The organism is Cuspidothrix issatschenkoi CHARLIE-1, from assembly GCF_002934005.1.
Classification (GTDB): domain Bacteria; phylum Cyanobacteriota; class Cyanobacteriia; order Cyanobacteriales; family Nostocaceae; genus Cuspidothrix; species Cuspidothrix issatschenkoi.
The window spans coordinates 1-15,941 of record NZ_PGEM01000064.1 but is presented as its reverse complement, the minus strand read 5'-3'; the positions used below and the strand labels follow the sequence as shown (position 1 = coordinate 15,941).

Here is a 15,941-nt window from a genome sequence, read left to right as displayed (position 1 = left end):
CATGTATGCCGTATCTAAGATAGCATATTATTGTCTGAATCAGGATGTCCAGGATTTAAGGATGTACAGGATGTGATTGTTTGATTATTGGTGAGTTGCTGATGATTAAGATAGAGAAAAGTAAATAAATATTTATGAAGTGAGATGGAAGAATAAATATATGAATCTCATCTATCAATCATCAAATAACAATCCTGTCAATCCTATAATCCTGGTTATCCTGATTCAGACAAAAAAATTGATCGCCTGACAGGGAGGGGAAAGGGAAAAGAAAAGAGGGTAAAGGGCAAGAGGGTAAGAGTATAAAGGGCTACAAAGTCCGCGCAGCACCACACACAACACGAAAACCGTAGCGGTAGTTGCCGAAGCCCGCACCATAAGAGTAACGACACGCCGAACGGCAATAATCAGGAGCGTTGAGCCAAGAACCACCGCGCAGCAACTTGTAATTACTTGAGCTTGTCACAGCACTACCATTTGTAGGCGCGTTATTATAGTTATCTACCCAATCATCGAAACACCACTCCCAGACGTTTCCGTGCATATCATATAATCCAAAAGCGTTAGGGGGAAAAGAGCCTACATCTGTAGTTTGTCCACGATACTCACCTTTAAAAGCAGAAGCGTAAGAATTACCACGATAGTTAGCTAAATCCGTTGTAATTGTCTCTCCAAAATAAAAAGGTGTGGTAGTTCCGGCTCTACAAGCATATTCCCATTGTGCTTCGCTGGGTAGGGTGTATTTTTTTCCTGTTCTTTGGCTTAACAGTTCACAGAATTTAACCGCATCATTCCAACTAATCCTTTCCACAGGGCGGTTTTCACCTTTAAAGTAAGAAGGGTTACTCCCCATGATCGGTTGATATTGTTTTTGTGTCAATTGATATTTCCCTATGAAGAAACCTGGAATAGTTACTTGATGTTGTGGCCCTTCATACCTACTTCTTCTTTCCTCATTTTCCGGTGAACCCATCATAAAAGTACCACCAGGAATTGCAGCCATTTCTAAGGTAACACCATTACCCAAGTTTTCCGTAAAATATCTAGCTACACGGGTCTGACGCTGAATAATTTCGCCAAATTTGTTGACTGTTACTACTTCAATTTGTTCTAGTTTTAAACCTTGTGGATTAAAGTTAAAAGTTGCTTGTTTTGCCTTTGGTTCTATTCGAGAATTTAATATATGATAACTTTGGATCTGAACTTCTACAGATTCATCCTTTAAACCTGCAATTACTAAATCTAAACCCTGTTCTCCATAATTCAAAGCTTGCTCAAGTGCCGCAATTCTCACCTTTGCATCTGGATTTTTTAACCGCAATTTTACCCCTTCAATACCACCTAAAACGGCAGCACCTTCCAGTGATGGACTATTACCACCAAGCACAGCATCGTATTCTCGCGGTTGTTGTGGATTATTCATGATTCGTTAATGATGGGTTTTATGTATGCCGTATCTAAGATAGCATATTATTGTCAGAATCAGGATGTCCAGGATTTAAGAATGTACAGGATGTGATTGTTTGATTATTGGTAAGTTGTTGATGATTAGGATAGATAAAAGTAAATAAATATTTATGAAGTGAGATAGAAGAATAAATATATGAATCTCATCTATCAATCATCAAATTACAATCCTGTCAATCCTATAATCCTGGTTATCCTGATTCAGACAAATGTAAAATTTTGACTTTTGACTTTTGACTTCCCGAAGGGTGTCCTGATTCTGACAAAATAGCCTCAATTTACAAAGAATCAATATTGGCTTTGGCAAAATTCAGAATTTCTATAGTTCTTTGAATAATCAGATCCGCATCATCTTCTGTAATATTAGGATCAGTATTATAATCACCTCGTAAACGAGTTCTTTCTGCATCAATTAAATAACGATGAAATTCACGAGGAACTCTTTCTGTGCGAGCGAATTTTTCTCCAAAAGCAGCAATAACGGCCGAATGTTTAGAATAAGCTAGTCCTTCCCCTTCTAAAAAAGCCGTAGCAATATAAAACATGGCATAATAACCACGAGAAGCAGCAAATTCAGCAAAACCTTTTTGGTTAAGTTCCACTGCTGCTTGTAAACTCCTCTCAGCTTTTTCTAACAATCTTTGTTGTTCAGGATTCATATTACTAAACCATCTTTTCTAACATTACGAAAAAAGCCACTATTATGATTTTCTAATTGTTCAGAATTAGCAAAAGCACAACTAATTAAAACATTATATTCTAGGCACAAATCAGCGATTAATTGACTAATTTTTTCACTTTCTTGAGAATAGTTAAAAACATCTTTTAACACAATTAAAATATCAATATCTGAATCTGGTTGTGCTGTTCCTCTAGCTTGTGAACCATATAAAATTAGTTTTTCTAACTGTTCTCCATAAAGTTGTTTTAAGTTTTGCTGTACTTGGGTTAAAATTGTGGAAATAGGTTGATTTAGCATAATTTTTAATCAACAATTACTCTGAGTTAATGGTTACTTTGATGTATCCTATATTCAAAATAGCATATTATTCAGGACTTACGCACAACAGAACGAAAGTAGGGGTAATTCATGAATTACCCCTACAGAAGAATAAGGGTTTCAGCTACATCTTGCGTAAGTCCTATTATTCTCTGAATCAGAATGTACAGGATATGATTTTTTAATTATTCGTTAGTTGTTAATGATTAGGATAGAGAAAAGTAAATATTCCTAAAGTGAGATGTCAGAATAAATACATAAACACCAGCCATTAACCATCAAATAACCATCATGTAAATCCTATCATCCTGGGTATCCTGATATGGCTAACGCGACGCTTCGCTATCAGACAAATTCATCATAATAGGTTCTTTGTTAGGAAGTTTAATAATAATTTCCATAGTTCCTCCTAAAGCATTAACAACATTACGCAGTGTATTTAATTCTAAACTTTGTCCACTTTCTAAATCAGATATTTCTCTTTGGGATAACTCCAAACTAGCAACTAATTCTGATTGTGATAAACCCAGTTTTTCCCCTAAATGTTGAAGCGTAATTTCTTCTAACCTTATTTCAGAGGTTCTTGCAGCAATAATTTCTTTTCTTTCTTGAGAAAGTTGATTTAATTCTTCAGATAAAGTTGTATATTTTTTCATAATTTTTCTTCCTTGAGTGTCTCTAAATATTCTCTATACCGTTTATCTGCTATGGGAATATTTTCTTTATACCATTTTTTATTACCAGCTTTGTTACCTCCAACTAATAAAATCGCTTGTCTTTTAGGATCAAATGCAAATAAAATCCGCCAAGGTTCTCCTTGATGTTGAATACGCAGTTCTTTCATATTCTTAAAACCAGAACCTTCTAAAGTATCAACTCTTGGTCTTCCTAAACCGGGTCCAAATTCTGCTAAAATACCTAATACAGCAAATGCTTCATTTTGAAATCCCTGTTCTTGTTGATAAAACCAAATTCTAAAATCTGGATCAAATATTATATTCCATTCCATAAATTCGTTTAACTTATTCTATGTTATCCTGATTCTGACAAAAAGTTAATTATTCACCTCTAGTAATCATCAAATAATTATCCTGTTAGTCCTATCATCCTGGGTATCCTGATTCTGACTATAATATAATAAAGATTAATCAACACCCTAAACTCAATTAGAGAATCATATTATGAGTACCGTATCCTTAGAAATACCTGAAGAAATCTTAATTAGTCTCAAAGAAACTCCAGAAAGTCTGACTAGAGAAATACAAATTTTAGCAGCAGTGAAACTTTTTGAACTTGGTAAACTTTCATCAGGAAGAGCAGCACAATTAGCGGGAATGTCACGGGTAGAGTTTTTAACAATTTTAGGACGTTATCAAGTTTCTCCCTTTTCTTTAACTTCTGAACAATTAGAACAAGATGTTAACAATGCCTGATTCTTTAGTGATTGTCAATACTTCTCCTCTGCTATATCTTCATCAAGTTGGTCATTTAGGACTACTGCAAAAATTGTATGGAGAAGTTATCACACCTCCTGCGGTAATTGAAGAATTAGCGGTTGGCAAAAATCAAGGAATAAATTAAGAGTCTCATAACCAAAGTCCGTTTTAACGGACTAAATAAATTTAGCCATAAAAATCCTGTTAATCCTATCATCCTGAATATCCTGATTCTGACAAAATATTATACTTCGTGAAGCATTATCCTCCGCCTGGGAATAAATTCCCAGTCTCATAGCGAAAGTCCGTTAAAACGGACTAAATAAATTTTGTAATAAACATCCTGTCAATCCTATAATCCTCGTTATCCTGATTCAGACAGTTTAGGGTCTATAATTGATATACAGTGTAATATTGCCTATAAACTAGTAAATGACATAAATAATTATGAATGTACAACTTGTTGATTCCCTTGTAGAAATTGTGTTAAAATTAACTCCCGAAGAAAAACAACTTTTCCAACAAAGGTTAATTTATCAGGATTTAAACAGACAGACTAAAAAGCCTTTAACCTCTGAAGAAAGATTAAAACTTTGGCAAGAGTGGATAGAAAAAGCTCCTCAAAGTTCTGTTAATCTTCCTGATGAAGCACTACGTCGAGAAAATATTTATGATGATAGAGGAATATGAAAAGCTATTTACTTGATACTAATATTATTCTTAGATTGATAATATAAAATTAAGCTTCCTGATGCAATTATCGCAGCTACAGCAATAAATCAAGACGCATTTTTAGTAACAAGAAATGTCGGTGATTTTAAAGGAATTACTGGACTAAAGATTGAAAATCCCTTTATTAATTGATAATGGAGGACGATATGACTTTTATCCTGTTAATCCTTTAATCCTGGTTATCCAGATTCAGACCAAAAAATTGATCCAGGACTTACGCAAAATAGAACGTGCGTAAGTCCTATGATCGCTTGACGACGAGGGGAAAGGGAAAAGCAAAGGACTACAGAGTCCACTCAGCACCACACACAAGACGAAAACCGAGGTCATAGTAGCCGAAACCCGCAACAGCATAAAAACGACGCGCCGAACGGCAACCGTCAGGATCGTTGAGCCAGGAACCACCGCGCAGCAACTTTTTGTTACTTGAAACTGTCACAGCACTACCGTCTGTAGGCGCGTTATCATAGCTATATACCCAATCATCCAAACACCACTCCCAGACGTTCCCGTGCATATCATACAAACCAAAAGCGTTAGGGGGAGAGGAGCCTACATCTGTGGTTTCCTCACGATACTCACCTCTAGGAGCAGAAGCGTAAGTATAATTACCATTATAGTTTACCAAATCTGGGGTAATACCTTCACCAAAATAAAAAGGTGTGGTAGTTCCCGCCCTACAAGCATATTCCCATTCGGCTTCACTTGGCAGTCTGTAGGTGTTTCCTGTCCTTTTGCTTAACTTTTTACAAAAAGTAACTGCATTCTTCCAACTAACTCTTTCAACAGGGCGATTACTACCTTTGAAACGAGAAGGGTTAATTCCCATAACAGCTTGATATTGTCCCTGTGTTACTGGATATTTTCCCATAAAAAAACTAGGAACTGTAACTTGATGCCGAGGGCTTTCATAAGAAAGTCTTCCTATTTCATTTTCTGGTGAACCCATCATAAAACTACCACCAGGAATTGCAGCCATTTCTAAATTAACACCATTAGCCAAATCTTCTATAAAATATCTAGCTACACGGGGCTGACGCTGAATGATTTCCCCAAATTTATTAACTGTTACTACTTCAATTTGTTCTAGTTTTAAACCTTGAGGATTAAAGTTTGATGCTGCTTGTTTAGCTTTTAGTTCTGTTCGAGAATTTAATATATGATAAGTTTGGATTTGAACTTCTACAGATTCATTATTTAAACCTGCAATTACTAAATTTAAACCCTGTTCTCCATAATTCAATGCTTGCTCAAGTGCAGCAATTCTCACCTTTGTATCTGGATTTTGTAACCGTAATTTTACCCCTTCAATTCCACCTAAAACCGCCGCACCTTCCATTGATGGACTATTACCACCAAGCACAGCATCGTATTCTCGCGGTTGTTGGGGATTATTCATGATTGGTTAATAGTTGGTTTCATACCGCCTCACAGGAATGAACTAAAGGTAACAGAGGTCCAATTTGTTCCTGTCCATTTACAGCCAATTCACTGTGACATAAATAGAGTTTATCAGATACACGGGCCAATAAATCAGCAACAATTCTTTCTAGTCTTTCTGTTTCTGCTAATTCTTCATCTGCTGCTGTCCAAGGTTGTCCTAACCTATCCCGTAAAAATAAGTTAGCACCATATAACGTAGCCGCACCACCTTTAGCCCACAGTGGTGAACCAATATCTAACCAAAAATGCCAACGGTGATTTTTACGACTGGCACGGTACTGAAATACTGTAGCTAAAGTCACGGATTTTTGATTGCTACCGATAGAACGCACTGGACAGGGGTTAGCGGTAATTGTCCCCCGTCGCAGCAGTTGAATAAATTCTGCAATGGTAATGCTAAGGGTCTGTGGTGTATGGATGGAAAGTAACAAAGAATCAGTCTCTTTTAAACGTGTATCTATTTCCCAATAATGTTGTGCAGTTTCTAGTAATTCTCTTAATGCTGCTAATTCTTGGTAAGAAGGATTTCGATTATTACATACAAACCTTTGAATCGCTTCATAGAGCGGAAAAATGGGTGTGAGGAGAGGACGCTGTTCATAATTCAGCCTCTGTTCGGCAATCCATTGTAATATTTCTTCATAGGCTTTTGTGGCCATATAGCCAATTCTATCCCAGCGTTCAAAGGTTTTGACTGGTAATAAATCGGGGTTTTCCGGGTGAGGGACAAAACAATAATCAGCAATTAACCCCGCCCGCACCGGATCTATTTTAGAATGGTAAAATTCCTTTTCTCCAGTATTTTCGCCTTGATATTGACTCAATACCACCAACATTTCCGCCACCCCATCCTGATCTACTAACCGCCCCAAACCAGGATAAACTAACGCCATGAGGGTAAGTAATGCCCTAACTACGGACGAACTAATTAAAGGGCGTTGTTCGTTGAGAGATGTAACCTCAATATTTTGTTTAGTAAGTATTTCTACTAGGGTATAACGAGCGATCGCATCTAAACCCGGTGCAATAATCGCTACTTCATCCGCCCCTACTTCCCCGGATTTTACCCCATCAATAATCATCTCGGCTGTTTGCCGTAATAACTGGGCGCGGGAATTGGTTTGAATAGGTTTTACACAACTGGGTAAACTCAACATTGTCATAGGCTGTGTGACTAATTCTACCATTTGATTAGTCAAAATATAGCCCAAACTATTGGCAGGTGGATTAGTTAAATTTTCTACTTGACAACGAGCGGATAATCTGAGTAAATATTGAGGATCTGCACCTAAACCCCAGCGTATCGCCCCATTTGGATTGTAACTAAAAGCACCTACCGCCCCACTATCTAACAAAGACTCAAATAAATTAGCAGCGATCGCCGGATAATCATCCACATCATCTGCTATGATGCCCTGATAACGTTGCTGCAAGTGCTGTTGATAGCTACCATGAGTCAATAATTTTTGGTGATAAAGTTCCGTAATTAACCCATAAGTTAATAATCCTCGTTCTAAACACCAATTGCGCCAATTTAGTAGTAAATCACCCAAAAATTCTGGATCTAAATTGCTAGGATCATTTTCTAAACCACTATGCAATATTTGGGGAATATCTTCACAGGATACACCGCTATAAGCTGCTAATTGCCATAAATCCAGGATACGTCTGACTAAACGATACTCATTTATACCAACACGCCGCAAAATTGCCCCATCTAATTGAGAACTCCAGAGTTTTGTTGCTAATTCTTGTTCTGTTTCTGGACGCAATCTTACCGGAAATTGAGCTTTGATTAATAAAGAATCAATTAATAACGGCCAAAATAAAATTACCTCATCTTGAAAAAACCCCAAAGCAGTTTTGACACGAAGGGGATATTTTCCTAATGTTAAATTAGCTACTAAATCAGCTAGTTCTCGTCGTTTATCATCATTAGCAGCTAATAATAAAATACCTAATTCTCTTTCGGGAAAGTTTGTAGTCTTAATCCTAGATTGAGTTAGGGAATTATGAATATTTTTATTATAAAATGAATCAGATCCTTGATTAACAATTTGTAACCAAGTACCAAGATGGTTAACCAACCGAGTAGTTTTACCACTACGACTAGTACCAAAAATCCAAAGAGAATCAGAAATCATGGTTCTTGCGTTAACTTAAGTTTAATAATGGGATAATGCCAGATAATCCTCGAAGATGGAGAATACAGTGTTTAGCCAAAAAATATACCCTTTTTTGCTGGCTGCTTACAAACGGTATCTATTAACACCAGAACGGGCTTTAGATACAGCCTATCAAGCAGCTATACAGATTAAGGAAATTGAAGATAAACATTTTAATGGTAACAAAATAGACCCTGAATTTACCATACACAGCTCCAGTGTTATGGATTATTTTCAAACAGATTTACAAAAGTTATTAAAAACTGTCAGAATGCGGTTGACAGAATTTAAAACTAGTCGTTGGTTTGCCAATGAATCTAAACAAAAAGCCGCCCTCAAATTCGGCATAGAATATTCTAGTCCAGCCGTAATTTTAGAGAAACTAGAATTTATTGATCAAATTACCAACAAATATATTTATCAGGATCTAAACACGAATTTTACAAATATCAATTCTCCACCAGTTAAAGTTTCTAAAGATTTAGTTAATTCCCCACCATCTATTCCCAAAAAACCAAATATAATCAACCCCAATATATCTAGAGGAAAAGCCAATAGTACAAGTCTTTTACCCCGTTCAATTTTCAGCACCATCACCAGGCTACAAGTAGAATTAGATCCAGATTCCGAACAAGATGTAGTTAAAAACTTTCGTGAAGCACAACAAAGAAGTATTATCTCTATTCGATTGATTCTCTTACTAATTATTGTTCCTTTGCTAACTCATCAAGTCTCTAAAACCTTGCTAGTTGGACCATTAGTAGAACACTTTCGGCATCAGGAAACAGTAGAAGTTTTCCTCAATTCAGAAATGGAAGAAGAAGGACTATTAGCATTACAAAGATTTGAAGAAAAAATCAAATTTGAAGCCTTAATTAATAATGCCCCTCCTCTAAACCATGAAGAATTAGAACTGAAAATGAGAGAAAAAGCCCAGGAAGTAAAAGAAGAATTTCGCAAAGAAAGTGCTAATGCCATCAAAAATGTATTTGCTGATATTTGCGCTGTGATTACTTTCACTTGGCTATTACTAATTAGTAAACCTTCTATCGCCGTCTTAAAAGAGTTCTTTGATCATGTAGTCTATGGTTTAAGTGATAGTGCCAAAGCATTTATTATCATTTTATTTACCGATGTATTTGTCGGCTTTCACTCTCCCCACGGTTGGGAAGTCATCTTAGAAGGTATATCACGCCATTGGGGATTACCAGCCAATCGTGATTTTATTTTCCTATTTATTGCCACATTTCCCGTAATTTTAGATACCATATTCAAATATTGGATTTTCCGCTACTTAAATCGGATTTCACCCTCCGCCGTTGCTACCTACCATAACATGAATGAATAGCCAATCTTTTGCTAATATTACTATTAGCTTACCCGTATTTATGGTTAGTTTGATTGTGGGAATACAACCACTTCCCAATCAAGAACTTGCCGCCTCAGAATGTCGGTTAGCAAAATGGAATTTACCCCCATTAGCTAACAACAACAAGAAATTACCCGTACTAATTTCTAGACAACCCATTACTTGCTGTCAAGAAGATATTTCTTGTTTAGATCAGGCAATTTATGATGATAAAAATGATCAAATTGCAGATAAGAAAGCTCTGTTACAATCAATAGATTACAGTCTTAAATATTTGCAGACACAAAGGGCAATTAAGGCTTATCAAAAATCAGAAATTACCAGAGAAAGAGTCATTCAAAGCTTGCAAAGATTTCGCCAATTGTTGATTGCTACAAAATCAGCCCCAGAACTACACGCAGCCATAGAAAAAGAATTTGTTTTTTATCAATCTGTAGGCAGAGATAGGAAAGGAACAGTTTTATTTACTGCCTATTATGAACCGTTATATTTAGCCAGTCGTCAACCTACCAAAGAGTTTCGTTATCCAGCTTATCGTTATCCACCTGATTTAGAATCTTGGGCAAAACCCCATCCCACCAGATTAGAATTAGAAGGTGCAGATGGTTTACAAAGTAGTAAAGGAAAATTAAAAGGATTAGAGTTATTTTGGTTTAAAGATCGTCTCCAACCTTATATGATTCAAATTCAAGGTTCAGGCAGACTAAAACTAACAGATGGAACTCAAACAACCATCGGTTATGCAGGTAACACAGCCTATAATTATAGAAGTTTAGGCAGGTCATTAGTTGATGATGGTAAATTACCTTTAGAAGGGTTAACTATGCCAATTATTCTCGACTACTTCCGCAAATATCCCCAGGATTTGAATATTTATATCCCCCGCGATCAAAGTTTCGTATTTTTTCAAGAAACCCACGGACAACCCGCCCAAGGTTCTATTAGTGTACCACTCACTCCCGAACGTTCTATTGCTACCGATAAATCCCTCATGCCTCCTGGTGCTTTAGCCTTAATTCGCGCTCCCTTTCCCTACATTAATAAGAGTAATAAAATGGAATATCGGGTTGTTAGTCGTTACGTTTTAGATCAAGATACAGGTGGCGCAATTAAAGGCGCGGGTAGAGTAGATTACTATTTAGGAACAGGTGACTCCCCCGGAGAAAGGGCAGGTGTCACAGTCAGTAATGGACAATTATTTTATCTCTTACTGAAACCCCAGAATTAACACATCAATCATCATATACTAGTTTTTTGAAAAAGATTTGTTACTGAAAACTTCTACAAGGTATATGTGAAATCTTCTACTAAGATACCGGGAACTAAACTACCACCTAATTCTCGGCTTTCGTAAGTTCCAACTTCGGGAATAAATTCTTGGAAGTTGGTTAAATTAACTAGATTTTCTGTTCCCCAACAACGATAGAGACTTTCATCAAAGCGGAGGTTGGCAATGGGGGCAACTATTTGGCCTTTTTCTACCCAAAAGCAAGCATAACGGGTCATACCTGTAATTCTGGCTGTTTGGCGATCGCTCCAGTTCAAATAATGTAAATTAGAAACATATAATCCCGTATCTAAACTAGGTAAAATCTGCTCAAAATTCAAATTACCGGGGCTAATTTCTGGAGAACGTAAGGTTTCTGAACTATTCGCACCATTAGCAGTTTTATTATATTCTTTAGCTGTGCGAGAATTAACCAAACTATTAATTAAACTACCTTGGTCAATTAATGTTAATTCTGCTGGAGCTATTTCTCCTAAATTATTAAATCTGGGGACTAAACCACCTTGAAAGTTTTCTTTTAAAGTAAATTTGTCAGAAAGTTGTTTTTCTTGATGTGATAAAGCGGCCAAAGCACTATTACCTTGTTGAATACTGGCTTCACTAATAGCACCCCAGGAAAGCATACCCAATAAATCAGCTACAGCAGCAGGAGCAAAATAGGTTTTGTATTGTCCTTTTGATAATTCTTGGACTGGACGAGATAGCATTTCTAGTTGTTGTTTGCCATCATTTATTTTTGTTATATAAGCAGTTTCATTCCATTCGCTGCCGGCGAAAGTTCCTTTTACAGCCTGTCCTGATGGTATAAATAAGGAATAATCTAAGTTAAATGAATCGGTCGCAAACCAGTGTTTTTGTCCGTTAGAATCACCATAACCTCTGATAACAATTCCCCCGGCATACATTCCTGTAAAATCTAAATTAGCAACTGTTTCGAGAATACTGGGAACTAATATTTCAGGCGTGAGTAATTTACCAATATGTACTTCTCTGCTAGTATTATTTCCTGATGGTACGACTAAATAAGGATCAACTGGTAATAGTGGTAATTCATCCCGTAATTCTTGTAAAGCTGTGTATGCTAAATTCCAATCTATATCCCAATTTCCAGTAAAGGGAAACTGACGATAACTAGTACGTTGATTGGCAATTAATGTCAGTTGTATCCACCCATCATGAACACAGCCTGTTTGTCTAACTTTAGCACCATTAAAGCGGGTAAATTGGCTTTTTTCACCGTTGAGTCTGATGGTGAAATGTTCATGCTCGGCTTTTTTAAACAGGAGATTTTCGATCAGGTGATCAAAGTTTTTTTCTAAAGTTGATAATTCTTCGATTTTCATTGTTTAAATTGTTTCTGGATCAATATTTAATTCTGTTTATTTTAGCCTTAATTAAGGATCAATAAATTATCAATTTTTTTGTTGAGTTGTGCTGTCACTTAACCCAACCTACTTTAAATCATTGATAATTTATTGACAGGATCGAAAGAAGAAGTCGGGGATATTATTGATCCTTTAACCACCACCAAAAACTTCCACATTTGCAAATAGACAAACTGGTGAACCATGACCTACAAAAATGGCTTGGTTGGGTTCTCCTTTGCCGCAATATGGTGTACCATACATTTCCCAACTGTGATTATTTCCAACTTGAGTTAAGCTGTGCCAAAATTCTGGTGTGGTGGCGCGATAATTGGGATTACGGAGGGTTTTGGTGAGTTTACCGTTTTCAATTAATTTAGCATATTCGCAACCAAATTGAAATTTATAACGTTGATCATCTATTGACCAAGAACGGTTAGATTCCATGTAAATACCCTGTTCTATTCCTGAGATAATTTCCTCAAAGGTGGCGTTTCCTGGTTCTAGATTTAAGTTAGCCATTCTGTCTATTGGAGGGCGATTCCAAGAACAAGCACGGGCACAAGCAACACCGGGTAAGTTTGCTCTGGCTTGACTTTCTAAACTGCCTAAACCTCTTTGTAAAATTCCTTCTTTGATCACATATTCTTTAGTAGCTACAGCACCGATATCATCAAAACCGTAACTGGCAAATTCACCGGATACTGTAGGATCAAAGGTGATATTCATGAGGGGTGAACCATATTTTAATTTACCAAAATCGTCTGGTTTAACAAAGCTCCCGCCGGCGTAGTTGCGTTCATCTCCTAAAATGCGATCAATTTCTAAAGGATGTCCAATACTTTCATGAATTTGCAGCATCATTTGATCTGGTGCTAGAACTAAATTGGTGCGGGTATTTGGACATTCTTGGGCTGTTAATAATTCTAATGCTTGTTCACCAACTTTCTGGACTTGATGCCATAAATTATCTTCTGTAAAAAGTTCCCAACCGCCCTGATAATAATTAGCTTCTTGACCATTGTTGGTGCGTTGTTGTACGATATCTCCATCTTTGGCGATCGCCCCAAAATGATTTCCGATAGAGAGAATTTTCTGATACACTTCTGAACCGTTACTGCTGACAAACCAAGTTTCTTTTTGATCTGTGGTAACTCTAGCTGTGGTTTGAATGATTTTATCGTTAATTTGCAGTTGTTGACAAATCCGAATTAGTACGTCGTTTATTTCTCCGGGAGTAATGGCGTTCAATGGTTCTAAAAATGGTGAGTGATATTCACCAACTACTTTAGGGCGTGTATTTTCACTAATTGGATATATCCACCATTTACTAGCTGCTAATGCTTGTTTATAGGCTATTTCTGCGGCATTTTGTAAGCTAGAAATATCTAGGGAGTTGGTAGCAGCATAACCTAAACAACCATCAACTATAACTTCTATCATTGCTCCGATATTTAATGATTTACCATTATTTTGGGGTAAACCATCACGGACATAATGATGTGTAGAAGTTGTTTTAACGGCTCTAATTCCTATCCAGTCGGCGGGGATGTTTAAGTGAGAAATTGCGCTGGTTAGTTCTTTCCACATGGTGTTAATTAAAAATATGTTTTTACATTTCTTCTAAATTAGGCATCATTCAAAGAATAACGAACCACAGATGACGCAGAGGACACAGAGAAAAAGAGTTTTAGAGATATTTTGCGGTGGTCATACATAATTGGTTTAGAGTTATTAAAATACATCAATTTATAACACCGCTTTTTTGTTTTTACCTCTGTTATCTTTGTGGTTTGTTTAAACAAATCATGTTCACTACTCAAATGGCAATGCTATATTACCATTTAATTTCTTTGCCATCGAGTTCCTTCTTTACTATCAATTAAGGTAATTCCTTTAGCTAATAGTTCATTACGGATTCTATCAGATTCGGCAAAATTTTTGGCTTTTCTTGCTTCCTGTCTTTGTTGAATTAAATCTTCAATTTCTACATTACTTAAACTATCTGGTTGAGAAGTTTCTGTTTCTGGTTTGGCGGTTAATCCTAAAACATCTGCTAATGTTACTAGGGTTTGCCATTGCTTCAATAATTCATCGGTGGGAGTTTCGGTTTTACCTTGATGAACAATTATATTTCCTTGTTTACGTAATTCTTTAGCTATTTCAAAAATGACGGCTAAACCTCCAGGAAAGTTAAAATCATCATTGACTGCTGTGGTAAATTTCTCAATTTCTGATTTATCAATGTGGGAGTTATTTAATTCCAGGTTTTCCCAACCTAATTGTTTACCATGTTGATGTCCAAATAATAAACCTTCTTTGATAGTATGCCAGCCGTTTGTTGCTGCTAAAATTGCTTCATCGGTGAAATCTATGGGTTTGCGATATTGTGCCATTAACACAAACAATCTTAATGCCATTGGGTCAACTCCACGATCTAATAAATCGCGGATGGTGGTAAAATTGCCTAAAGATTTAGACATTTTTTCCCCATCTACTTTGACCATGCCATTATGTAACCAATAATTGGCTAAAGGTTTACCTGTAACTGCTTCTGATTGGGCAATTTCGTTTTCATGGTGGGGGAAAATTAAGTCAGCGCCACCAGCATGAATATCTATGGTATCACCTAAGCGATCGCGTACCATTGCCGAGCATTCAATATGCCATCCAGGGCGACCTTTTCCCCACGGTGACTCCCATGCAGGTTCGGATGGTTTGGCAGCTTTCCAGAGGGCAAAATCAAAGGGATCTTTCTTTTTTTGGTATTCTGGATCTTCTATATTTACCCGTTCGCTTGCACCTGCTTGTAAATCTTCTAATTTACGTCCTGAAAGTTTGCCGTATTCATCAAATTTTCGCACTGCATAATAAACATCACCATGAGACGGATAAGCAAAACCTTTTTGTTCTAAATCATGAATTAATCTTTGAATACCATTCATGGTATGTGTAGCGCGTGGGTATTCATCTGCTTCTTTTATTCCCAAACGTGCCATATCTGCGAAATATGCTTCGATATAGCGTTCTGCTACCGCTTCCATGGTTGATTTTTCTTCTCGTGCGCGTTTAAGAATTTTATCATCAATATCCGTAAAATTCTGGATATAACGCACATTATAACCTATAAATTGTAGATAGCGACGCACTACATCCCAGACAATACACGCCCTAGCATGACCCAAATGGCAATAGTCGTAAACCGTCACCCCGCAATAATACATCTTGACCTTGCCAGGTTCAACGGTGGTAAATGGTTTTTGACTACGAGTAAGCGTATTATAAATAGATAGGGTCATAATAGAGAAATGGGACAATCTAACGATTAGCAATGATAGCGTAAGTTGCGAGTCAGGGGATAGATGAGTAAGAGGGAAATTAGCTAGTTAACTATTTGCCAACTAATACTAACTAATGCTATACTTTCCCTATGGCATACATACCACTTAGAAAAGCGGTCGAATTTCTGGGATTGCATCCAAATACCTTGAGGAGATATGCAGATGAGGGGAAAATCAAAAGCATTAAAAACCCGGCAGGACAAAGATTGTACGATGTCGAATCATACATCAGGGGCGATTCAATTAGAACTCCCACTATTTGCTACTGTCGGGTTAGTTCCTCAAAACAGCGAGATGACCTTGATAGACAAATCACCTATATGCAATCCCTCTACC

At 36.8% G+C, this 15,941-nt stretch carries 15 protein-coding genes and 1 pseudogene; 6 read left to right on the top strand and 10 right to left on the bottom strand.

Annotated features, from left to right (window positions below; translation table 11 throughout):
- Window positions 1-310: 310 nt before the first annotated feature.
- From CUN59_RS09560 to CUN59_RS09540, 5 genes and pseudogenes are all read right to left on the bottom strand, one after another.
- Window positions 311-1,120, bottom strand: a pseudogene (locus CUN59_RS09560) (formylglycine-generating enzyme family protein); the annotation flags it as partial.
- 625 nt (window positions 1,121-1,745) lie between these two features.
- Window positions 1,746-2,126 carry a HEPN domain-containing protein gene (locus tag CUN59_RS09555; RefSeq protein ID WP_104387631.1) on the bottom strand — a complete coding sequence of 127 codons (381 nt, stop codon included), beginning with the start codon at window positions 2,124-2,126 and terminating at the stop codon, window positions 1,746-1,748.
- The gene (locus CUN59_RS09550; RefSeq protein ID WP_104387630.1) at window positions 2,123-2,446 is read right to left on the bottom strand and encodes a nucleotidyltransferase domain-containing protein; all 324 of its coding nucleotides are present in this window, start codon (window positions 2,444-2,446) and stop codon (window positions 2,123-2,125) included. The genes CUN59_RS09555 and CUN59_RS09550 overlap by 4 nt, the downstream gene beginning before the upstream one ends.
- Before the next feature lie 347 nt (window positions 2,447-2,793).
- On the bottom strand, window positions 2,794-3,123 hold the full coding sequence (locus CUN59_RS09545; protein WP_104387629.1) for an XRE family transcriptional regulator: 330 nt from the start codon (window positions 3,121-3,123) through the stop codon (window positions 2,794-2,796).
- The gene (locus CUN59_RS09540; RefSeq protein ID WP_104387628.1) at window positions 3,120-3,476 is read right to left on the bottom strand and encodes a type II toxin-antitoxin system RelE/ParE family toxin; all 357 of its coding nucleotides are present in this window, start codon (window positions 3,474-3,476) and stop codon (window positions 3,120-3,122) included. Before CUN59_RS09540 ends, CUN59_RS09545 begins: the two co-directional genes overlap by 4 nt.
- A 172-nt stretch (window positions 3,477-3,648) precedes the next feature.
- On the opposite strand from CUN59_RS09540, the gene CUN59_RS09535 reads away from it, so the two are divergent.
- The 3 genes from CUN59_RS09535 (at window position 3,649) to CUN59_RS09525 (ending at window position 4,593) form a co-directional block, all read left to right on the top strand.
- Window positions 3,649-3,900, top strand: coding sequence for a UPF0175 family protein (locus CUN59_RS09535; protein ID WP_104387627.1), 252 nt, complete (start codon window positions 3,649-3,651; stop codon window positions 3,898-3,900).
- Window positions 3,893-4,048, top strand: coding sequence for a PIN domain-containing protein (locus CUN59_RS09530; RefSeq protein WP_207765395.1), 156 nt, complete (start codon window positions 3,893-3,895; stop codon window positions 4,046-4,048). Before CUN59_RS09535 ends, CUN59_RS09530 begins: the two co-directional genes overlap by 8 nt.
- A 302-nt stretch (window positions 4,049-4,350) precedes the next feature.
- Complete coding sequence (locus tag CUN59_RS09525; RefSeq protein ID WP_104387626.1) at window positions 4,351-4,593, top strand: hypothetical protein; 243 nt, start codon at window positions 4,351-4,353, stop codon at window positions 4,591-4,593.
- A 325-nt stretch (window positions 4,594-4,918) separates the two neighbouring features.
- Here the strand turns inward: CUN59_RS09525 and CUN59_RS09515 are convergent, their stop codons facing one another.
- Window positions 4,919-6,034, bottom strand: coding sequence for a formylglycine-generating enzyme family protein (locus tag CUN59_RS09515; protein WP_104387625.1), 1,116 nt, complete (start codon window positions 6,032-6,034; stop codon window positions 4,919-4,921).
- 19 nt (window positions 6,035-6,053) lie between these two features.
- Window positions 6,054-8,222 carry a hypothetical protein gene (locus CUN59_RS09510; protein ID WP_104387624.1) on the bottom strand — a complete coding sequence of 723 codons (2,169 nt, stop codon included), beginning with the start codon at window positions 8,220-8,222 and terminating at the stop codon, window positions 6,054-6,056.
- 55 nt (window positions 8,223-8,277) lie between these two features.
- On the opposite strand from CUN59_RS09510, the gene CUN59_RS09505 reads away from it, so the two are divergent.
- Together CUN59_RS09505 and mltA are read left to right on the top strand one after the other, a co-directional pair.
- Window positions 8,278-9,591, top strand: coding sequence for a proton extrusion protein PcxA (locus tag CUN59_RS09505; RefSeq protein WP_104387623.1), 1,314 nt, complete (start codon window positions 8,278-8,280; stop codon window positions 9,589-9,591).
- Window positions 9,584-10,840 carry a murein transglycosylase A gene (gene mltA / locus CUN59_RS09500; protein WP_104387622.1) on the top strand — a complete coding sequence of 419 codons (1,257 nt, stop codon included), beginning with the start codon at window positions 9,584-9,586 and terminating at the stop codon, window positions 10,838-10,840. The genes CUN59_RS09505 and mltA overlap by 8 nt, the downstream gene beginning before the upstream one ends.
- Window positions 10,841-10,893: 53 nt before the next feature.
- Here mltA and CUN59_RS09495 read toward each other — a convergent pair whose 3' ends face one another.
- From CUN59_RS09495 to cysS, 3 genes are all read right to left on the bottom strand, one after another.
- Window positions 10,894-12,243, bottom strand: coding sequence for a TldD/PmbA family protein (locus CUN59_RS09495; protein ID WP_104387621.1), 1,350 nt, complete (start codon window positions 12,241-12,243; stop codon window positions 10,894-10,896).
- A 174-nt stretch (window positions 12,244-12,417) separates the two neighbouring features.
- Window positions 12,418-13,854, bottom strand: coding sequence for a TldD/PmbA family protein (locus CUN59_RS09490; RefSeq protein ID WP_104387620.1), 1,437 nt, complete (start codon window positions 13,852-13,854; stop codon window positions 12,418-12,420).
- Between the two features lie 254 nt (window positions 13,855-14,108).
- A complete protein-coding gene (gene cysS, locus CUN59_RS09485; protein ID WP_104387619.1) occupies window positions 14,109-15,563 on the bottom strand; it encodes a cysteine--tRNA ligase in 1,455 nt (484 codons plus the stop codon).
- A 131-nt stretch (window positions 15,564-15,694) separates the two neighbouring features.
- Between cysS and CUN59_RS09480 the strand changes: the two genes are divergently transcribed.
- Window positions 15,695-15,941 (top strand): MerR family DNA-binding transcriptional regulator (locus tag CUN59_RS09480; RefSeq protein WP_133164012.1); only part of this gene is annotated, 247 nt, incomplete at its 3' end.